Genomic DNA, 20,026 nt, shown 5'->3' with positions numbered 1-20,026 from the left:
AGGCCGCGGCGTTAGCGTGGAGAGGCCCGTGCGGAGTGTTCCGCCGCCGTCCACCAGGAGAACTCCCATGGCACCCACCCAGACCACCGAGGCGACCGCCGCCGCGTCCGGCCTGACGGCGTCCGAGCGCTCCGTGCAGCCACCGGTTCCCGCGAGGACCGCCCGGCTGGCCATCTTCGCCCTGGCGATCGGCGCGTTCGGCATCGGCACAGCCGAGTTCGCCACCATGGGCCTGCTGCCGTACATCGCCGAGGGCTTCGGCGCCACGATCACCGAGGCGAGCCACGCGGTGTCCCTCTACGCGATCGGGGTGGTCATCGGCGCTCCGCTCATCGCCGCCCTGACCGCCCGGATGGAACGCCGGCGCCTGCTGCTGGGTCTGGCAGCCCTGTTCGTCATTGGCAGTGTCGGCAGTACTCTGGCACCGTCGCTGCCGTGGATGCTGGTCTCCCGCTTCATCACCGGGTTGCCCCACGGGGCCTTCCTCGGCATCGGCGCCGCGGTCGCCTCCACCCTGGTCTCCCCGCAACGCCGGGCCACCGCCATGGCGAGGGTCATGCTCGGGCTGACCGTGGCCAACATCGTGGGTGTGCCCGCGGCGGCCGCCCTGGGCGCCCAGTTCGGCTGGCGGACCGCCTACGGAATGGTCGCCCTGATCGGGTTGCTCACGCTCGTGGCCGTGTTCGCCCTCGTACCTCGCAGCAAGCCGGGGCTTGCCCCCTCCATCCGCGGGGAGCTCCGCACACTCAAACGCCCCCAGGTCATCCTCACGCTCGTGGCCGGTTCCATCGGCTTCGGCGGGATGTTCGCGGTCTACACGTTCATCTCTCCGACGATGACCGACCTCACCGGGTTGTCCGAGTCCGCCGTCCCCTGGGTGCTCGTCTGCTATGGCGTCGGCATGACCCTCGGCTCGCTCATCGCCGGCCCGCTCGTGGACCGTTCCATCGAGAAATCCGCCCTGCTCGGCGTCACCAGCCTGGGGCTGGTCCTGTTGGCGTTCGCCGCCCTGGCGCACGTCCCCGCCGTCGCCATTGCCTGCGTGCTGCTGCTGGGAGTCGCCGGGTCCCTCTTCACCACCGCCCTGCAGGTGCGACTGCTGCGCGACAGCGGCGATGCCCCCTCGGTCAGCGCGGCCATGAACCACGCTGCGTTCAACTTCGCCAACGCCCTGGGCGCCTTCCTCGGTGCCGTGGTGGTGGACGCCGGGCTCGGGTACCGCTCGCCGGCACTGCTCGGCACCGGCCTGACCGTGGTGGGCCTGGCCGTCATGATCCTGGCCGTGATCACGCACCGGCGCGCTCGCACCGGGGCCGCGCCGTCGCCTGGGCAGTAGCAGGAGGACGATTGTGGGATTCCTACAATCGATCCCGCGTGACGCGGGGAAAACGCCCCGGATCCTGTAGGAAACCCACCGCCACGTCTAGGCTCGGCAGGTGGGCTGCCCCGGCATCATGCCCCGGCATCAGGTCGGGTCCGGCCCCCTCGCAGATCCCCTGCGCCGACGCTTATGAAGGAGTCCCGCCCCGATGTCCCAGCCGACGCCGACCGCCACCACCGCAGCCCGCCCGTTCTCGCGGGTGCTCGTGGCCAACCGCGGGGAGATTGCCGTCCGCATCATCCGCGCGGCACATGACGAGGGACTCACCGCCGTGGCCGTCTACGCGGAGCCGGACCGCGAATCCCTGCACGTGCGCATGGCGGATGACGCCATTGCGCTGGGCGGGGCCTCCGCCGCTGACTCCTACCTCGTGGTGGACAAGATCCTCGCCGCCGCCCAGTCCTCCGGCGCCGATGCCGTCCACCCCGGCTACGGCTTCCTGTCCGAGAACGCCGACTTCGCCCGCGCGGTCGAGACTGCCGGACTGGTGTGGATCGGCCCTCCGGCCGGCGCCATCGAGCAGCTGGGGGACAAGGTCTCCGCACGCCACCTGGCCCAGAAGGTCGGCGCGCCGCTGGTGCCCGGCACCGCCGACCCGGTGGCGAACGCGGACGAGGTCCTCGCCTTCGCCGACACGCACGGTCTCCCCCTGGCCATCAAGGCTGCCCACGGTGGCGGCGGCCGCGGCATCAAGGTGGTCCGCAGCCGTGAGGACATCCCCGAGATGTTCGATTCCGCGGTGCGGGAGGCCACCGCCGCCTTCGGCCGCGGCGAGTGCTTCGTGGAGCGCTTCCTGGACGCCCCGCGTCACGTGGAGACCCAGTGCCTGGCCGATGCCGCGGGGAACGTGGTGGTGGTGTCCACCCGCGACTGCTCCCTGCAGCGCCGCAACCAGAAGCTCGTCGAAGAGGCCCCGGCGCCCTTCCTGACGGCCGAGCAGCAGCAGCGACTGTACGAATCCTCCAAGGCACTGCTGGTGGAGGCCGGCTACGTGGGCGCGGGCACCTGCGAGTTCCTCGTGGGCACGGACGGCACCATCTCCTTCCTCGAGGTCAACACCCGCCTGCAGGTGGAGCACCCCGTCTCCGAGGAGGTCACCGGCCTGGACCTGGTGCGCGAGCAGTTCCGCATCGCCCGCGGTGAGGAACTGGGCTACGGCGATCCGGCGGTGCGTGGCCACTCCTTCGAGTTCCGCATCAACGGCGAGGACGCCGGCAAGAACTTCATGCCCTCCCCCGGCACCCTGACCCGCTTCCGGCTGCCCTCCGGCCCGGGCGTCCGCGTGGACACCGGCGTGGAGGAGGGCGAGACCATCACCGGCGCCTTCGACTCCATGGTCGCGAAGTTGATCGTCACCGGCGCCACCCGCGAGCAGGCCCTGCAACGCTCCCGCCGCGCCCTGGCCGAGATGCAGGTCGCCGGCATGCCCACCGTCCTGCCGTTCCACCGTGCCGTGGTCTCGGACCCGGCCTTCGCACCGGCGGTCGGAGCCCCGTTCACCGTGCACACCCGGTGGATCGAGACCGGCTTCGAGAACACCATCGCCCCGTTCGCCGGCGCCCCTGGGGCCCCCGGAGACGCGGAGGAGGAGCACGAAGACCGCCGCTCCGTGACCGTGGAGGTCAACGGCAAGCGGGTCGAGGTCACCCTGCCCGCCATCCTGGGGGCCATCTCCACCGTGGCCACCGGTGCCAAGGCCGGCTCCCGCCGCCGCAAGTCCCGCGGCACCCGGGGAGCCACCGCCACCGGAGCCAACGGGGACACCCTGACCTCACCGATGCAGGGCACGATCGTCAAGGTCGCGGCCGGCGTCGGGGATGCCGTGGCCGAAGGCGACCTGATCGTGGTGCTCGAGGCGATGAAGATGGAGCAGCCCCTGACCGCGCACAAGTCCGGGACCATCACCGAGCTCAGCGCCGAGGTGGGCGCCACGGTCACCGCGGGCGCATCGATCGCCGCCATCGCGGACTAGGACTCCCAGGACCGCTCCTCCTGCAAGCAAGACCGTCTCACCATGTGGACTTGATGTCCGCATGGTGGCGCCCGCGCGTAGAGTCGTCGGGTCGCATTTCGCACCGGCCCAGAGCCGGCACACCACTGACGTTGCATTGCATGAGGAGCAACCATGTCCACTGACCTGTCCCAAGACAGCTCAACCCCGGATCCCGGGGCCGGCGCGGTCCATGTCAAGGACGATGGCACCAAGGAGCTGGGCGTCCCCCGGTCCCGCGTGGTGCTGGCGTCCCTGATGGGCACCACGATCGAGTTCTACGACTTCTACGTCTACGCCACGGCGGCGGTCTCGGTCTTCCCGCTGATCTTCTTCGCTGCCGGTGACGAGGGCGCGGCCCTGCTGGCCTCGATGGCCACCTTCGGCGCGGCCTTCGTGGCCCGGCCCATCGGCTCGGTGGTGTTCGGCCACTTCGGTGACCGCATCGGCCGCAAGGCCACCCTGATCGGCTCCCTGCTCACCATGGGCATCGCCACGTTCCTCATCGGCCTGCTGCCGACGTACTTCCAGATCGGCCTGTGGGCTCCGGCCCTGCTGACCATCCTGCGCTTCTGCCAGGGCCTCGGACTCGGCGGCGAGTGGTCCGGTGCCGCCTTGCTGGCCACCGAGACCGCGGCCAAGGGCAAGCGCGCCTGGGCGGCGATGTGGCCCCAGCTCGGCGCCCCCATCGGATTCCTGCTGGCCAACGGCCTCTTCCTGATCCTGACCCTGAGCTTCAACCACGACTCCACCAACCCGGACATGGACGGCGCTTTCCTCACGTGGGTGTGGCGGCTGCCGTTCCTGCTGTCCGTGATCATGGTGGTCCTGGGCCTCTACGTCCGCCTGCGCCTGCAGGAGACCCCGGTCTTCCAGCGCGCGGTGGACAATGACGAGCGCGTCAAGGCTCCCCTGGGCGAGGTCTTCCGGAAGAACTGGAAGGAGCTCATCCTGGGCACCTTCATCATGCTGGCCACCTATGTGCTCTTCTACCTGATGACCACGTGGATCCTCTCCTACTCCATCAGCTCCCCCGAGGCCAGCGGCCTGGGCGTGCCCTACGCGGACTTCCTCGTACTGCAGCTGATCGGGATCCTGTTCTTCGCCGCCTTCGTGCCCGTGGCCGGCTGGCTGGCGGACAAGTTCGGCCGCAAGCCCACCCTGATCGTGATCACCATCCTGCTGATCCTCTTCGGCCTGACTTTCGGCTGGTGGCTCAGCGCCGGCTCGATCGGCCAGGGCACCGAGCTGAACACCACGCAGATGATGATCTTCCTGATCGTCGGCATGGCGCTCATGGGCCTGACCTTCGGCCCCATGTCCGCCGTGCTGCCCGAGCTGTTCCCCACCAACACCCGGTACACCGGCTCGGGCATCGCCTACAACGTGTCCTCGATCCTCGGCGCCGCCCTGACCCCGTTCGTGGCCCAGTGGCTCGTGCTGAACTTCTCCGTGGCCCACGTCGGCTACTACCTGTCCTTCGCCTCCGTCCTCACACTGATCGCCCTGATCATCGCCCCGGAGACCAAGACGAAGTCCCTGGACACCGAGGCAGAGACGGTCACGCTGCCCTGACTTGAGCTGACCTGAACTGACCGGCCACGCCGGTCGGAACGTACGACGCCGGCCCGGCACCCCCGCGAGGAATCGCACCGGGGTGCCGGGCCGGCGTCGTCCGCAGGAGCGCAGACCACCACCCGGACGGGACGTGGTAGACCGGAGACACCACATACGACGAAGGAGCAACTGTGAAAACCTGGGTGATGGACAAGGTCGACGCCGACCTGCGGTTCGAAGAGCGCGAGAAGCCGAAGCCGGGGCCGGGTGAGGTGTTGATCAAGGTGGTGGCCGCTGGGCTGTGCCACAGCGACGTCGGCTACCGGGAAGGCGTCATCCCGATCATCGTCGACCTGCCGATCGTGCTCGGCCACGAGGTCTCCGGAATCGTCGAGGAGGTCGGCGAGGGCGTCACCGAGTTCAAGGTCGGGGACGAGGTGGCCCAGGCCGTCAAGGCCACGGACGCCCCGGGCGTCTCCCGCGACGGCGGCTACGGAGAGTACGTGATCGGCAACGTCGAGATGCTCGTGCACAAGCCGGCCGGCGTCGAGTGGTCCCAGGCCTCGGCAGCCACCGACGCCGGGGTGACCTCCTACTCCGGCGTGGTCGTCCACGGCGGGGTCGAGAAGGGCATGCGCGTCGGCATCCTGGGCCTGGGCGGCTTGGGCATGACCGGTGCCCGCATCGCGGTGGTGCAGGGGGCCGAGGTCATCGGCATCGAACCTCGCGAGGAGGCCTGGCAGGAGGCCAGGGATCGCGGCGTCTCCCGCGTGGTCAAGGACGTCAGTGAGCTGGCCGGTGAGGACCTGGACGTGGTCATCGACTTCGCCGGCTTCGGGGAGACCACCGTGAAGGCCCTGGACGCCGTGAAGTTCGGCGGCAAGGTCGTCCTGGTCGGCATGGGCAAGCTCGAGTTCGACTTCCCGTCCTTCGACTTCATCACCCGGGCCATCACGCTCCAGGGGTCCACGACCCTGGGTAAGCGCGAGCACCTGGACGCGGTGCTGAAGATGATCGCCGACGGGGATCTCACGATCACCTCGGCGGACATCGGCTTCGACGACATCCCCGAGGGGCTCGATCGACTGGCCAAGGGCGGGGTCGTAGGGCGGCTGGTCGCCCGCTACGACCGCTGAGCCCTCCGCCAGCGCACCACGACGCCGGCCCGGCACCCCCGCGAGGAATCGCACCGGGGTGCCGGGCCGGCGTCGTTCCGGCTTCTGTTCTCCGCTGTGAGGGTGAGCGGTCAGAGGTGGACGTGGAGGCGGCGGGCCGCCTCGGAGATCGACCCGGAGATCGAGGGGTAGACCGTGTAGGTGTTGGCCAGATCGTCCACGTGCAGCTTGTGGCTCACCGCCAGCGCGATCGGGTAGATCAGCTCGGAGGCGCGCGGGGCCACCACCACGCCGCCGATCACGGTGCCAGAACCCTTGCGGGCGAAGATCTTCACGAAGCCGTGGGTCACGTTCTGCATCTTGGCCCGGGGATTGGTGCTCAGATCGAGCTTGAGGATGTCCGCCTGGTACTTGCCGGAGGCCACCTGCTCCTCCGTCACGCCGACGGTGGCGATCTCCGGGGAGGTGAAGATGTTCGAGGACACCAGGTGTGGCTGGAACGGCTTGACCGCGTCCCCCATCAGGTGCGCCACGGCAACGCGCCCCTGCATGGCGGCCACGGAGGCGAGGGCGAAGACCCCGGTGCAGTCGCCGGCGGCATAGATGCCGGGCACCGTGGTGCGGGAGACTCCGTCCACGGCGATGTGGCCGGAGTCGGTCAGCCGGACGCCGGCCGCCTCCAGCCCGAGATCGGCGGTGTTGGGGATCCCGCCGACGGCCAGGAGGCAGTGGCTGCCCTCCAGCATGCGGCCACCGGAGAGGTGCACGCGCACCCCGGTGGCGGTGCGCTCCACGGACTCAGCGCGGGTCTTGCCGACCACGTTGACGCCGTCCTCCACGAAGGCGTCCTCCAGCACGGCGGCGGCGTCCGGGTCCTCCCCCGGCAGCACACGGTCCCGCGAGGACACCAGGGAGACCTTGGCACCGAGCTGGTTGTAGGCCGAGGCGAACTCCGCGCCGGTGACGCCGGAGCCCACCACGATCAGGTGCTCAGGCACCTCCGTCAGCGAGTAGACCTGGGTCCAGTTGAAGATCCGCTCCCCGTCCGGCATGGCGGTCGGCAGTTCGCGCGGACTGGCGCCGGTGGCCAGGAGGATGTTCTCGGACTCAATCGTCTCGGTGCCGTCCTCGGTGACCACCTCCACCGTGGTGGGCCCGGTCAGCCGGCCCCTGCCGATGACGATGCGCACGCCCGAGCGCTCCAGGGCCCGGCGAATGTCCCGGGACTGCTCGGAGGCCAGGTTCAGCAACCGCCGGTTGACCACGGTCATGTCCGCCCTCGCCGGATCCTCACCCAGCGCCACGCCCAGCGCGGGGGCCCGCCCGGCGCGGCGCATCGAGTCGGCCGTGGCGATGAGGGTCTTGGAGGGGACCACGTCCGTCAGCACGGCGGATCCGCCCATGCCCTTGGACTCGACGACGGTCACCTGCGCCCCGAGCTTGGCGGCCACCATGGCCGACTCATAGCCGCCGGGGCCGCCGCCGATGATGGTGAGGGAGGGACGGGGACGCGAGTACATGGGGGTGGAAGTCACAGACACCATTGTGTCCCACCCCGCGGCATCACGCCGAATGCCGATCGGCCGAACCGCAGGCTGATTCCGCCGCTTCCCACTAGGCTGACGGTCGTGACTGACGCATCCGCCTCCACCGGCTCCTCCACCGCCCCCAGCTTCGACGACCCGTCCGGCCACTCGCCGCTGCAGGGCGACCATCCGGGGTTCTCCGAGGCCCGGCGTGCCGCCGCCGCCCTCGCCCAGGTGACGGGCGTGGCCCGGCACCGCATCGCCGTGGTGCTGGGGTCCGGCTGGGGCGGCGCCGCCGAGCTGATCGGCGAGACAACCCACACCATCCCCACCGCCGAGCTGCCCGGCTTCGCCGCCCCCTCGGTGCCGGGGCACAACCCGACCGTGCGCTCCGTACGCCTGAACGGTAACGGGAGTGAGGACGGCGCCGGCGCCGGGCACGCCCTGATCTTCGGCTCCCGCACGCACTACTACGAACACCGCGACGCCGGCGCCGTGGCCCACACCGTGCGCACCGCGGCCGCCGCCGGGGCCGAGATCGTGGTCCTGACCAACGGCTGCGGCTCCCTCGTACCGGAGTGGGCCCCGGGCACCCCGGTGCTGGTGGCCGACCACATCAACCTCACGGGCGCCACCCCGCTGGTCGGGGCCAACTTCGTGGACCTCACCGACCTCTACTCCCCCCGGATCCGCGAGATCGCCCGCGAGGTGGACTCGTCCCTGCCCGAGGGGGTCTATGTGCAGTTCTCCGGACCCCAGTACGAGACCCCGGCCGAGGTGCGCTACGCCAAGGCGATCGGCGGCGACCTGGTGGGCATGTCCACCGCCCTGGACGCCATCGCCGCCCGCCACGCCGGCCTCGAGGTGTTCGGCATGTCCCTGGTCACCAACGCCGCGGCCGGCTTCAGCGGCGAGCCCCTCAGTCACGCCGAGGTCGTGGAGGCCGGGCAGGCCGCCGGACCACGCATCTCCGCCCTGCTGGCCGGCATCATCGACCGCCTCTGAGGCGCCTGGGCCACCTGGCCCGCCCGCTCCAGCCGAACAACCTGACACACCTGACGCACCTGATAACTGATCTGAAACCCGAGGACTTTCCCGTGACCGCTGTTGACATCGATCCCGCCCTGATCGCCGCCGCCGTGGAATGGGCCCGCCAGGACCCCGACGACGGCGACCGCGCGGTCCTCGAGGCCGAGATCGCCGCGGCGCAGGCCGGGGACGGCGCGGCGGTCGCGTCCCTCGCCTCCCGCTTCGCCGGCCCGTTGGAGTTCGGCACGGCCGGGCTGCGGGCCGAGGAGGGTCCCGGCCCGGGCCGCATGAACCGGGTGGTGGTGCGCCGGACCGCGGCCGGACTCGCGACCTACCTGCTCCAGTGTCTCGCCGCGATGGCCCCCGGGCAGTCTGCAGATGCCTCAGCGGATCCTGCTGTGGATGCCACGGCGAGTACCCCGGCCGGTCACGAATCCCGGCCCCCGCGCGTCGTGGTGGGGTATGACGCCCGCCGCGGCTCGAAGACGTTCGCCCTGGACTCCGCCGCCGTGTTCGCCGCGGCCGGACTGGAGACGATCCTGCTGCCCTCCGAGCTCCCGACGCCGGTGCTGGCCTTCGCCGTGCGACATCTGGACGCCGATGCCGGCGTGATGGTCACCGCCAGCCACAACCCGCCCGCCGACAACGGCTACAAGGTGTACCTGGGCGGCCGGATGACGGACGGGGCCGGCCGCGGCGCCCAGATCACCGCGCCCAGCGACCAGGACATCGCCGGCTGCATCGACCACGACGCCCCGGTGGACTCCATCCCGCTGGCCGCCGACGGCTGGACGGTGGCGGACCGTGGCATCGCGGCGTCCTACCGGCTGGCGGCCTGCCGGGTCCTGGACCCCGAGCGCACCGGCCACCGCCGGCTCAACGTGGTCTACACGCCCCTGCACGGGGTCGGCGGGGCCGTGCTGCCGGACCTGTTCGAGGACGCCGGCTTCGAGCGGCCGTACACGGTCCCCGAGCAGGCGGAGCCGGACGCCGCCTTCCCCACCGTCGCGTTCCCCAACCCGGAGGAGCCCGGCGCCATGGACCTCGCCCTGGCCGCGGCCCGGGACCGCGGCGCGGACCTGGTCATCGCCAATGACCCCGACGCCGACCGGCTGGCCCTCGCGGTGCCGGACCCGGCCGCTGGAGCCGGCGCGGGCGGCGCTGCGGCCGGCTGGCGCATGCTCTCCGGGGACGAGGTCGGTGTGCTGCTGGGCAGCCACCTGATGGCCGGGCTGCGGCCGGCGGGCGCCGTCGTCGGGAATTCCGTGGTGTCCTCCCGTCTGCTCGCCCGGGTGGCCGCGGAACGGGACGTGCCGCACGAGACCACCCTGACCGGGTTCAAGTGGATCGCGCGGGTGCCCGGCCTGGGCTTCGGCTACGAGGAGGCGCTCGGCTATTGCGTGGCGCCGGAGATGGTGCGGGACAAGGACGGCATGACGGCCGCCCTGGTGGCGGCTGAGCTGGCCGCCGAGCTCGCGGACCAGGGCAGGACCCTGCTGGATGCGCTGGATGAGATCGCCCTGCACTTCGGGGTGGTCGCCACCGGGCAGCTCTCGGTGCGCGTGGCGGACCTGGCCCTGCTGGACGCCATGATGACCCGATTGCGCCTGGAGCCGCCGGTCACCCTCGCCGGCCAGGACGTCATCGAGACCGTGGACCTCACTCAGGGCTACCGGGACCTGCCGGGCACCGACGCCCTGATGTACACCACCGCGGACGATTCCCGCGTGGTGGTGCGTCCGTCCGGCACCGAGCCCAAGCTCAAGTGCTACCTGGAGGTGGTCCGCCCCGTGCAGGCGGCCACGCAGCTGCCGCGGGTGCGGGCCGAGGCGTCCACCGCCCTCGCCGAGCTCTCCGCCTCCATCGGCGCGGCCCTGGGGCAGCCGTGACGGACCGCCACGGTAGGCTGGAACCCATGCAGAACGGCCCTGAATCCACCGCGTCCACCGGTTCCGCCGAGCCCACCACCTCGGAGCTCGCCCAGTACATCGACCACACCCTGCTCAAGCCGCAGGCATCCCGGGAGGACATCCTGGCGGTCTGCGCCGAGGCGTCCGAGGCGCAGGTGAAGAGCGTGTGCGTCAACCCCGTGTGGGTGCCCACCGTCACCGAGGCGCTGGCCGGGTCCGGCGTGCTGACCTGCACCGTGATCGGCTTCCCCCTGGGCGCCACCACCACCGCCGCCAAGGTCGGCGAGACCGCCGACGCCGTCGCCCACGGCGCTGACGAGGTGGACATGGTCATCGACATCGCCGCCGCCCTCGCCGGGGACCGCGCAGCGCTGGTCGCGGACATCGGCGCCGTGGCCCAGGCCGCCCATGACGGTGGCGCGATCCTCAAGGTCATCATCGAGACGAGCCTGCTGGACGATGCCGCCAAGGAACTGGCCTGCAGCGCCTCCGTTGAGGCCGGCGCGGACTTCGTCAAGACCTCCACCGGGTTCTCCACCGGCGGCGCCACCGTCGAGGACGTGGCCCTGATGCGCCGCGTGGTCGGCCCGGAGCTCGGGGTCAAGGCCTCCGGCGGCGTCCGCAGCCGCGAGGACGCCCTTGCCATGATCGAGGCCGGCGCAACCCGGATCGGAGCCAGCTCCGCCCTTGCTATCCTGAAGGCAAGCTAGTTTTTATCGCACCATCGGCACCCGGCGACGCCGCCGGTCCACGCCACCGCATGAGGAGACATTGTGATCGTTAACGGCAAGCCGAAGAACCACTCGGGAGAGGGCCATTTCTGGGGCAACCTGCTGATGACCGTGGTGTGCTTCCTGCTTTTCGCCGGCTCCATCTACGCCATGGGCTGGTGGTCCCTCGAGGACGTCTGGATCCCGGGCGGCATCGCCATGGTCCTGGCCGTGCTGGCCTACCTCATCCCGCAGCAGTTGCTCGGCCGGAGCAACTCGGTGGACCACGAGGCCATCCACGTGGAGGATCCGAACGCCCACCACGCGAGCCACTGACCCGGAGGGCCGTATCCCTCTAGCACAGACCCCCGCAGCACCGCTGCCGACGCAACGTCCACGCCGGAACACCGGCGTGGACGTTCTGCGTATCGTCTCCATCGTGGCCGTGGTGGCGGGCCACTCCTACGGGTCCCGCCTGGTCGGCGGCGAATACCTGGAGATCTGGCGGATGCCGCTGTTCTTCTTCCTCACCGGCTACTTCTGGACTCGCGGCCGGCCCTTCGTCTACGAGCTCCAGGCCCGGTGGCGGACCCTGGCGGTGCCGTACCTGATCTGGGCCGTGATCATGAGCCTGGCCGCCTGGGCCTGGACCCGGGACACCCCGGAGGAGTTCTGGCCGCTGATGGCCAACGGCTGGTACGGGGGCTCCGATCAGACCCCGCCGTGGTGGGCCTTCTGGTTCATCTCCGTGCTGTTCTTCGTGACCCTGCTGCGGCGCATCCTCGAACGGTTTCCCGTGCTCGTGACGTGGGGGGTCGCCGTGCTCGGCCTGGCCCTGTCCATGCTCCCGGACAGCCTGCTCGGCCGCACTCCGTTCGGGCTCGGTCTGGCCCTGCCCTGCCTGTTCTTCGTCCTTGCCGGGGAGTTGTTCCGCTACGAGCTGCAACCCCGGATCAAGCGGAACCGCGCGTTGATCGGGGCCGTGCTCATCGCCGTCGGGCTCCTCGCGGTGACGCTGGGCGTGGAACCCCTGAACATCAAGTTCTCCGGCTTCGGCCAGTTCCTGCTCACCCCCGTGGTGGGCGCGATGACGGCGGCCGGCTTCGTGCTGGTCTTCAGCACCGTGGTGAACCGGCTTGTGGCCGGCGCCGCCCGGCCCGTCAACGCCCTCGTGCGGACCGGCACCGTGGTGGTGCTCTTCCACGGCTGGCTGCTGCAGACCCTCGTGGACGTGGGCATCCTGGACGACGGCGCCAAGTTCGTCCTGACCGTGCTCATCAGCTGGGCCGTGGGCCTGGCCATCAACGCGACGCCGCTGTCCCCCTGGCTGTCCGGGGTGCCCGCGCCCCTCTGGTGGGTGCAGTGGCGGGCCCGGCGGCGGGAGCGCGCGGCGGCCGGCTGACTTTGACTGCTGAGGGATCCCCCTGGGAGGCCCACCATGTCGGCCGGCCCTATGTTGGGAGCACGCCCTCGGGGTTGCGATCTGTTGTGCCGTGTTCTGGCGCGGCCGCGTTCGCGGCACGTCGGGCCGCGGCCAGTTCCAGTACAGAGCCGAAGGCCACCACTAGCAGGAGCAGGGCGAGCAAGCCCAGCAGCACCCCAGCGAGATAGATCCAGTAACCGCTGAGCATGGCCTCGTGGTAGAAGAACTCCACCCCCTCGGCCCCCATGCGCATGTCCCCGGCCAGGGTGGCCAGGGCCCCACCCGTCCCGGTTGCCACCGTCCCCAGGGTGGCCACCAAACCGGCACCGGCCAGAGTGGCCACGAGTTTTGCCTTCAGCGTCCTGGCTAGGTCATCCACCCCGAACAGCCGCGCATCGGTGGGCCGTGGATTCTGGGCCAGGCGGTGCAGCACCAGGACCGTGAGCGCCAGCAGCGCCAGGGTCGCGGTGATGGCCGGTACGGCAACGAACCATCCCGGGAAGTTGGCAGTCACCGTCTGAGTGGTCAGCGGGCCCACGTAACCGAGTGCAGGGTCGTCGGCTGCGATGTGGCGTTCTACGGCCAGCTGGGTGAACCGGCCGCGAGCGTCCCGGGAGGAGAACAACCCGGTCACCACCAGCCAAGTACAGAGCACGACGGCGGTCAGCGCGGGGATGGCCAACGCCCAGCGCGGGCCGAAACTGAGAGCCCCGCGCGGTCGCAACTCCGCGGAAGTGGCCGTACCCGTCGCAGTGTCGGTGGTTCGACGCCGGTATACGCTCCAGGCCAGCACACCCAGGGCCACCAGTGCCGCCAGTACCGGGGCCAGTAGTCCCAGCGTCCAGGGCGCCGCGTCGTCGTAGTGGCTGCTGACTGTGGTCAGTGGGTCCTGGAGCACAGCATTGATGACTGCATTGGTCCAAAGCGTCGAAGCTAGCCTGCACGCCAGGAATACGGCGAGCCCGGCGGCCAGCGCTCGGCGACCGGCCGAGCTCCAGCCCTGAAGCAGGGTCGCGGCCGATTGGCGACCGGCCGCATCGAGACGCGCGGTCTCCGTTCGCAATTTCCCCCGGGTGCGCGGCATGGCGCGCATCACCACCCAGGTCAGGCCCGCCATGAAGAGTAGTACGGCGATCAGTCCGAACAGTGTGCTGGTCGATATTTCCATGAGTCGGTCCACCTGGTGCCAGGGCCGGTCCCGGCCCGTCATCCGCAGCTGCCACCCCGTTGCCGGAAGGCCCTCCGCCACCTGGCGCGCGGACGCCGGCAGGTGATGGCGAAGATCTCGCACTACGACTAGAGGTCCACGCGCTGACGCCACCCCACAGCCAGCAACCCCTGGGCCTGCTCGAGGGTCAACCCAGTTGCGTGGGCAGCTCTGGCGAAGGCCAGTGCCTCCGCCATCGCCGGTTCGGCCAGTCCCCGGCCGGGATTCACTCGCGTCCCGGCCGCTCGGCCGGTCCGGACCAAATCGGCCGCTTCCAGTTCCTTGTAGGCCTTGGCTACCGTGCCGACCGCCAGGCGCAGGTCCCCCGCGAGCTGGCGCACCGGCGGCAACCTGGTGTCCGCGGCCAGCTCTCCACTCTGGATCAACGCAGTGAGCTGGCCACGGACCTGCTCCGCCGGTCCTATCGGGCTGGCTGGGTCCACCGTCACCGCACCAGCACCGATGGCCTCTGAGAGCTTCGCCATGGCCGACCGTCCCTTCGTCGGTACCGAACAGGGCAGCCCCGCTTGTACCAGTGGATCAATACAAACAGCCGATCGCGTTGGTGTCAAGGGCATCGAGGCAGCTCGAGGGCGGAAGTCCCACGGGCTGGCCGGGTTGCCCGCGCCAGTCTGGTGGGTGCAGGTCAGGCTCAGGAGGCCGGAGCGTCCGGCAGGAAGATCGCCTTGAGGACCTGGGCGGCCCAGTCCAGCAGGGGCAGGTCCGTCAGGTCCTTGCCGCCCACCGGCGCCGTCTTCGGCCGCGGGATCATCACGGCGTTCAGGGCCGGCTTGACGGCGGCACCCTTGTACATGCGCTGGAGCCGCATCTGGCGGGACTCCGGCAGGTCCGCCGGGCCGAACTTCACGTTCTGGCCCATCAGCATGACCTCGGTGACGCCGGCGGCGCGGGCGGCGTTGCGGAATCGGGCCACCGCCACCAGGTTCTCGGCGGCGCCCGGCAGGTCCCCGTAGCGGTCCTTGAGCTCCTCCACCACGGCGTCCACGGCGGCGTCGTCGTTGGCCTGGGCCAGGTTGCGGTAGGCCTCCAGGCGCAGCCGCTCCCCCGGCACGTAGTCGTGCGGCAGGTGCGCGTTGATGGGCAGCTCCACCTTGACCTCGGCCGGCGTGGTGTCCTCCCCGCCCTTGAAGTCCGCCACGGCCTCCCCGACCATCCGCAGGTAGAGGTCGAAGCCGACTCCGGCGATGTGCCCGGACTGCTCCCCGCCGAGCAGATTGCCGGCGCCGCGGATCTCCAGGTCCTTCATGGCCAGCTGCATGCCGGAGCCGAGCTCGTTGTGCGCGGCCACCGCCTTGAGCCGTTCCAGGGCCGTCTCGTTGAGCGACTTCTCCGGGTCGTACAGGAAGTACGCGTAGGCACGGTCCCGGCCGCGGCCCACGCGTCCGCGCAGCTGGTGCAGCTGGGACAGCCCGTAGGCGTCGGCACGGTCGATGATCAGGGTGTTCGCGTTGGCGATGTCCAGCCCGGTCTCGATGATCGTGGTGGACACGAGCACGTCGAACTTCCGCTCCCAGAAGTCCTCCATGACCCGCTCCAGCCGGGTCTCGCCCATCTTGCCGTGGGCCACCACCACGCGGGCCTCCGGGATGAGCTCCCGGATCTCCCCGGCCACCTTGTCGATCGAGGACACCCGGTTGTGCACGAAGAAGACCTGGCCCTCACGCATCAGCTCGCGGCGGATGGCGGCGGTGATCTGCTGATTGGTCTTCGGGCCCACGTAGGTCAGCACCGGGTGACGCTCCTCCGGGGCCGTGGCCAGGGTGGAGGTCTCACGGATGCCGGTCAGGGACATCTCCAGGGTGCGCGGGATGGGCGTGGCAGACATGGAGAGCACGTCCACGTTGGTGCGCATGGTCTTGAGCACCTCCTTGTGCTCCACGCCGAAGCGCTGCTCCTCGTCCACGATCACCAGGCCGAGATCCTTGAACTGGATCTCCTTGGACAGCAGCCGGTGGGTGCCGATGACCACGTCCACGGTGCCCTCCGCCATCCCGTCCAGCGTCTCCTTCGAGTCCTTGGCGTTCTGGAACCGGGACAGCGGCTTGACCTTCACGGGGAAGCCCGCAAAGCGCTCGGTGAAGGTCTCATGGTGCTGGCGCGCCAGCAGCGTGGTCGGGACCAGCACGGCCACCTGCTTGCCGTCCTGGACGGCCTTGAAGGCGGCCCGGATGGCGACCTCGGTCTTGCCGAAGCCGACGTCGCCGGAGATCAGCCGGTCCATGGGCACGGTCGATTCCATGTCCTTCTTGACCTCGTTGATGGTGGTCAGCTGGTCCGGGGTCTCGATGAACGGGAAGGACTCCTCCAGCTCGCGCTGCCACGGGGTGTCCGGGGCGAACGTGTGCCCGCGGGAGGCCATGCGCGCCGAGTACAGGCGGATCAGCTCGCCGGCGATCTGCTTCGTCGCCTTCTTCGCCTTGGACTTCGTGGACGCCCAGTCGGAGCCGCCCATCTTGGACAGGCTCGGCGCCTCCCCGCCCACGTACCGGCTGACCTGATCCAGCTGGTCCGTCGGGACGAACAGCCGGTCCCCCGGTGCCCCGCGCTTGGACGGCGCATACTCCAGCACCAGGTACTCGCGGTAGGAGTCGGCGCTCCCGCCCGCACTGGCGCCCGCGCCCGCACCACCGGCACCCACCGTCCCGGAGGCGACCTTGCGGCGCTGCAGCTCCACGAACCGGGCGATGCCGTGCTGGGTGTGCACCACGTAGTCGCCCTCGGTCAGCGTCAGCGGGTCCACGGCGTTGCGGCGCTTGCGCGCCAGCGTCTTGGTGCCGCCCCGGGCTCCGGCCGCCCGGTTGCGGCCGAACAGGTCCTGCTCGGTCAGCAGCGCCACCTTGGCCACGGGCAGGGCGAAACCGGAACCGGCGACGGCGGTGGTGATGGTCACCTGCCCCGGTTGCCGCTCGGAGGGCACGGCATCCACCACGACGGCGGCCAGGCCGGCCTCACCGAACAGTTCCGCCAGACGGCGGGCCGGGCCCGGACCGTCCGTGGCGACGACGGCCTGCCAGCCGTCCTGGCAGCGCTCGGCCACGTGCCGGGTCATGGCCTCCACGTCCCCGGCGAAGCCCCGTGGCTCGGCCAGGGAGGTGCGCAGGGCGGAGGCATCCGGCAGCAGCTCGACATCCGTGCCGAGGCTGGTGAGCTGCCACCACCCCTGAAAGCGGTGCAGGGCCGCGGTGCGGGTCTCGGCAAGCGTGGCGAAGCCGCCGGCGTCCGCCTGGCCTCCCGGCCCGGAGCCCGGCCCCGCCGCCCCGGAGCCGATGTCCACGGGGGCGACCCCGCCCATCGCGGCGGTGGCCCAGGCGGCCTGGAGGAACTCCTCGTTGGTGCTCAGCAGGTCATCGGCGCGGTGACGAATCTTCTCCGGCTCCACCAGCACAGTCAGGGAGCCCTCAGGCAGCAGGTCCACCAGCGGGACCATGCCCTCGGCCAGGATCGGCGCGAGGGACTCCATGCCCTCCACGGCCATGCCCTCGGAGATCCGCTCGAGCATGTCCACGGCGCCGGGAAGCTGCGGCATGAGTTCCTTGGCCCGGCGCCGGACCGCGTCCGTCAGCAGCAGCTCGCGGCAGGGCGGGGCGTACAGGGTGGTGGGGTGGCCGGTGCCGTCCCCGCTGGTGTCCTCCAGGGAGCGCTGGTCCGCCACGGAGAAGTAGCGCAGCTGCTCCACCTCGTCCCCGAAGAACTCGATGCGCAGGGGGTGGGACTCGGTGGGCGGGAAGACGTCCAGCAGGCCGCCGCGCACCGCGTACTCGCCGCGGCGGGAGACCATGTCCACCCGGGAGTAGGCGGCGTCCGCGAGGGCCTGGACCACCCCGTCGAAGTCGTGGTCCTCCCCCACGGAGATCCGCACCGGCTCCAGGTCGCCGAGACCGGTGACCATGGGCTGCAGCACGGAGCGGACCGGGGCGGTGACCACGGCCAGCGGCGCACGGCCATCCTCCCCGGGGTGGGCCAGCCGGCGCAGCACCGCCAACCGGGTGCCGACCGTGTCCGAACGGGGGGACAGCCGCTCGTGCGGCAGGGTCTCCCAGGACGGGAAGTGGGCCACGGTGTCCGGGGCCATCCAGCCGGCCAGGTCGGCGGCGAGGTCCTCGGACTCCCGGGAGGTGGCGGTGACGAGCAGGACGGCGGCGGGGCGGGACAGGCCGGGGGCCTCGGCTCCGGCGATCCCGGCCGCAGCGCCGGCGAGCAGGGCCACCAGGGGCGGCCGGGCGCCGTCGGGAAGGCTGATCTCCAGGTCCTCGGTGCGGTCGGCACCGGTGCGGGCAGCGGAGATGGAGGCCGCAGCGATGGCCTGGTCCTGCAGCAGGGCGGGGAACATCCCTGCCAGAGGGTGGGGAGTGGTCATTCATCCCAGCATAGTTGGTCGATATAGGCTCGGGCGTGGTGTCCGCCGCAGGCGGAGACACCGGAACAGACCGAACCCCCAGGAGGACCCCATGGCGTTCAAGGAATCAACCACCATTGCCCACCCGCCGTCCGACGTGTTCGCGGCCCTGGTCGACGAGGCCTTCAACCGCAAGGTCACCGAGGGCCTCGGCGGAGCGCTGGTCGCCTTCGAGCGCCAGGGCGAGCTCACCGGGCCCGTGAGCGTCACCATGGTGCGCTCCGTACCGGTCAACAAGCTGCCGGACGCCGTGCAGAAGGTCGCCGGCAAGTTCCTCGGAGACAAGCTGAGCGTGGAGCAGCAGGAGACCTGGTCCGCCCCCGCTGCCGATGGCTCCCGCACCGGCCAGCTGGTCGTCACCGTGGGCGCCGCCAAGACCACGGCGACCGCCGAACAGCTGCTGCTGCCCACGGATGACGGCACCGAGGTGCGCGTCACGGGGACCCTGGAGTGCAGGATCCCACTGCTCGGCAAGAAGATCGGCCAGGCCGCCGAACCCAGGGTCGGCCACGTGCTGGGACGTCAGGCCCGCGAAGTGGCCACCTGGTTGAAGCGGTAACCGTTCAGACCGGCCAGACGGGCTGGCGACCACGAGAGGACATTGCCCCGGTGGATCCCACCGGGGCAATGTCCTCTCGTGGTGACATCGGGTGAGCCGGCGGCACGTCCCGCATGTCCCGCATGTCCCGCGTGGCTCTGGGTCAGCGGACGGCTCAGGCGTTGCCGTCGAACAGGCTGGTCACCGAGCCGTCCTCGAAGACCTCGCGGATGGCACGGGCCAGCAGCGGGGCGATGGACAGCACGGTCAGGGAGTCGAAGCGCTTCTCCTCCGGGATCGGCAGGGTGTTGGTCACCACGACCTCGCGGGCGCCGGACTCGGACAGGCGCTGCGCGGCCGGGTCCGAGAAGACGGCGTGGGTGGCGGCGATGATGACGTCCTTGGCGCCGGCCTCCTTGAGCACGCGCACGGCGCCGGCGATGGTGCCGCCGGTGTCGATCATGTCGTCGATCAGCACGCAGGTGCGGCCCTCGACCTGGCCGACGACCTGCTTCGACACGGCCTGGTTCGGGACGGTGAGGTCACGGGACTTGTGCACGAAGGCCAGCGGGGCACCGCCGAGGCGCTCGGCCCACTGCTCCGCCACCCGCACGCGGCCGGTGTCCGGGGAGACCACGGTGAGGTCCTCCCCCTCGGTCTTGGTGCGGATGTAGTCGCTCAGCAGCGGCACCGCGAACAGGTGGTCCACCGGGCCGTCGAAGAAGCCCTGGATCTGGGCGGTGTGCAGGTCCACGCTCATGATGCGGTCCGCGCCGGCGGTGCGGTACATGTCAGCGACCAGCCGGGCGGAGATGGGCTCGCGGCCGCGGCCCTTCTTGTCCTGCCGAGCGTAGGGGTAGAAGGGTGAGATGGCGGTGATGCGCTTGGCGGAGGCCCGCTTGAACGAGTCCAGCATGAGCAGCTGCTCCATGAGGTGGTTGTTCAGCGGCGCCGGGTGTGACTGCATCACGAAGATGTCCTTGCCGCGCACGGATTCACCTGAGCGGACGTAGATCTCCCCGTTCGCGAAGTCGTAGGCGCTCATCGGCAGCAGTTCGGTGCCGAGCTCCTCGGCCACCTGTGCCGCCAGCTCGGGGTGTGCCCGGCCCGCTGCCAGAACCAGCTTCTTCTCGCTGTGCTGGGTGATCTCGTTCATCACTGTGTACTTCCTGATTCTGACTGGGATGGCCGGCCGGTGGTGGGGTGATCGGGAGGGAGGTGTG

General features: G+C 70.6%; 15 protein-coding genes. 10 read left to right on the top strand and 5 right to left on the bottom strand.

The genetic code is table 11. The features are described from left to right. The first annotated feature begins 67 nt into the window (after window positions 1-67). From ACFFIO_RS03825 to ACFFIO_RS03810, 4 genes are all read left to right on the top strand, one after another. Entirely contained in the window at window positions 68-1,336 is a 1,269-nt protein-coding gene (locus ACFFIO_RS03825; RefSeq protein ID WP_378040273.1) for an MFS transporter, read from the top strand. A gap of 193 nt (window positions 1,337-1,529) precedes the next feature. Next, on the top strand, window positions 1,530-3,353 hold the full coding sequence (locus tag ACFFIO_RS03820; RefSeq protein ID WP_378040272.1) for an acetyl/propionyl/methylcrotonyl-CoA carboxylase subunit alpha: 1,824 nt from the start codon (window positions 1,530-1,532) through the stop codon (window positions 3,351-3,353). Window positions 3,354-3,506: 153 nt separating this feature from the next. Further along, the gene (locus ACFFIO_RS03815) at window positions 3,507-4,946 is read left to right on the top strand and encodes an MFS transporter (protein ID WP_378040271.1); all 1,440 of its coding nucleotides are present in this window, start codon (window positions 3,507-3,509) and stop codon (window positions 4,944-4,946) included. Between the two features lie 173 nt (window positions 4,947-5,119). Beyond that, window positions 5,120-6,064: a zinc-binding dehydrogenase gene (locus ACFFIO_RS03810; protein WP_378040270.1), complete on the top strand. Its 945-nt coding sequence runs from the start codon at window positions 5,120-5,122 to the stop codon at window positions 6,062-6,064. A 110-nt stretch (window positions 6,065-6,174) separates the two neighbouring features. Here ACFFIO_RS03810 and ACFFIO_RS03805 read toward each other — a convergent pair whose 3' ends face one another. Continuing rightward, window positions 6,175-7,587, bottom strand: coding sequence for an NAD(P)H-quinone dehydrogenase (locus ACFFIO_RS03805; protein WP_378040269.1), 1,413 nt, complete (start codon window positions 7,585-7,587; stop codon window positions 6,175-6,177). Window positions 7,588-7,671: 84 nt separating this feature from the next. Here ACFFIO_RS03805 and ACFFIO_RS03800 point away from each other — a divergent pair, with 84 nt between their 5' ends. The 5 genes from ACFFIO_RS03800 to ACFFIO_RS03780 all read left to right on the top strand — a co-directional run bounded on the left by ACFFIO_RS03800 (window position 7,672) and on the right by ACFFIO_RS03780 (window position 12,620). After that, a complete protein-coding gene (locus ACFFIO_RS03800) occupies window positions 7,672-8,574 on the top strand; it encodes a purine-nucleoside phosphorylase (protein WP_378040268.1) in 903 nt (300 codons plus the stop codon). 92 nt (window positions 8,575-8,666) lie between these two features. Continuing rightward, a complete protein-coding gene (locus ACFFIO_RS03795; RefSeq protein WP_378040267.1) occupies window positions 8,667-10,487 on the top strand; it encodes a phospho-sugar mutase in 1,821 nt (606 codons plus the stop codon). Between the two features lie 26 nt (window positions 10,488-10,513). Further along, on the top strand, window positions 10,514-11,218 hold the full coding sequence (gene deoC / locus ACFFIO_RS03790) for a deoxyribose-phosphate aldolase (RefSeq protein ID WP_378040266.1): 705 nt from the start codon (window positions 10,514-10,516) through the stop codon (window positions 11,216-11,218). 63 nt (window positions 11,219-11,281) lie between these two features. After that, window positions 11,282-11,554, top strand: coding sequence for a hypothetical protein (locus tag ACFFIO_RS03785; protein WP_378040265.1), 273 nt, complete (start codon window positions 11,282-11,284; stop codon window positions 11,552-11,554). Window positions 11,555-11,630: 76 nt separating this feature from the next. Next, window positions 11,631-12,620, top strand: coding sequence for an acyltransferase family protein (locus ACFFIO_RS03780; protein WP_378040264.1), 990 nt, complete (start codon window positions 11,631-11,633; stop codon window positions 12,618-12,620). A gap of 49 nt (window positions 12,621-12,669) precedes the next feature. On the opposite strand, the gene ACFFIO_RS03775 is transcribed toward ACFFIO_RS03780, so the two are convergent. From ACFFIO_RS03775 to mfd, 3 genes are all read right to left on the bottom strand, one after another. Then, the gene (locus ACFFIO_RS03775; RefSeq protein WP_378040263.1) at window positions 12,670-13,809 is read right to left on the bottom strand and encodes a hypothetical protein; all 1,140 of its coding nucleotides are present in this window, start codon (window positions 13,807-13,809) and stop codon (window positions 12,670-12,672) included. Between the two features lie 128 nt (window positions 13,810-13,937). Beyond that, the gene (locus ACFFIO_RS03770) at window positions 13,938-14,333 is read right to left on the bottom strand and encodes a GntR family transcriptional regulator (RefSeq protein ID WP_378040262.1); all 396 of its coding nucleotides are present in this window, start codon (window positions 14,331-14,333) and stop codon (window positions 13,938-13,940) included. 167 nt (window positions 14,334-14,500) lie between these two features. Next, the gene (gene mfd, locus ACFFIO_RS03765; RefSeq protein ID WP_378040261.1) at window positions 14,501-18,226 is read right to left on the bottom strand and encodes a transcription-repair coupling factor; all 3,726 of its coding nucleotides are present in this window, start codon (window positions 18,224-18,226) and stop codon (window positions 14,501-14,503) included. Between the two features lie 91 nt (window positions 18,227-18,317). On the opposite strand from mfd, the gene ACFFIO_RS03760 reads away from it, so the two are divergent. Further along, complete coding sequence (locus tag ACFFIO_RS03760; RefSeq protein ID WP_378040260.1) at window positions 18,318-18,824, top strand: DUF2505 domain-containing protein; 507 nt, start codon at window positions 18,318-18,320, stop codon at window positions 18,822-18,824. 154 nt (window positions 18,825-18,978) lie between these two features. On the opposite strand, the gene ACFFIO_RS03755 is transcribed toward ACFFIO_RS03760, so the two are convergent. Continuing rightward, window positions 18,979-19,959 carry a ribose-phosphate diphosphokinase gene (locus ACFFIO_RS03755; RefSeq protein WP_378040259.1) on the bottom strand — a complete coding sequence of 327 codons (981 nt, stop codon included), beginning with the start codon at window positions 19,957-19,959 and terminating at the stop codon, window positions 18,979-18,981. Between the last annotated feature and the right edge of the window lie 67 nt (window positions 19,960-20,026).

It is taken from the genome of Citricoccus parietis, from assembly GCF_042433045.1.
GTDB lineage: Bacteria > Actinomycetota > Actinomycetes > Actinomycetales > Micrococcaceae > Citricoccus > Citricoccus parietis.
The sequence above is the reverse complement of the archived record's forward strand: the minus strand, read 5'-3'. Positions and strand labels throughout refer to the sequence as shown.

Excerpts from the sequence above, each read along its gene's own strand:
- ACFFIO_RS03825 (WP_378040273.1), top strand. The coding sequence starts at position 68 with ATGGCACCCACCCAGACCACCGAGGCGACCGCCGCCGCGTCCGGCCTG.
- ACFFIO_RS03820 (WP_378040272.1), top strand. The coding sequence starts at position 1,530 with ATGTCCCAGCCGACGCCGACCGCCACCACCGCAGCCCGCCCGTTCTCG.
- ACFFIO_RS03815 (WP_378040271.1), top strand. The coding sequence starts at position 3,507 with ATGTCCACTGACCTGTCCCAAGACAGCTCAACCCCGGATCCCGGGGCC.
- ACFFIO_RS03805 (WP_378040269.1), bottom strand. The coding sequence starts at position 7,587 with ATGGTGTCTGTGACTTCCACCCCCATGTACTCGCGTCCCCGTCCCTCC.
- deoC (WP_378040266.1), top strand. The coding sequence starts at position 10,514 with ATGCAGAACGGCCCTGAATCCACCGCGTCCACCGGTTCCGCCGAGCCC.
- ACFFIO_RS03775 (WP_378040263.1), bottom strand. The coding sequence starts at position 13,809 with ATGGAAATATCGACCAGCACACTGTTCGGACTGATCGCCGTACTACTC.
- ACFFIO_RS03770 (WP_378040262.1), bottom strand. The coding sequence starts at position 14,333 with ATGGCGAAGCTCTCAGAGGCCATCGGTGCTGGTGCGGTGACGGTGGAC.
- mfd (WP_378040261.1), bottom strand. The coding sequence starts at position 18,226 with ATGACCACTCCCCACCCTCTGGCAGGGATGTTCCCCGCCCTGCTGCAG.
- ACFFIO_RS03760 (WP_378040260.1), top strand. The coding sequence starts at position 18,318 with ATGGCGTTCAAGGAATCAACCACCATTGCCCACCCGCCGTCCGACGTG.
- ACFFIO_RS03755 (WP_378040259.1), bottom strand. The coding sequence starts at position 19,959 with ATGAACGAGATCACCCAGCACAGCGAGAAGAAGCTGGTTCTGGCAGCG.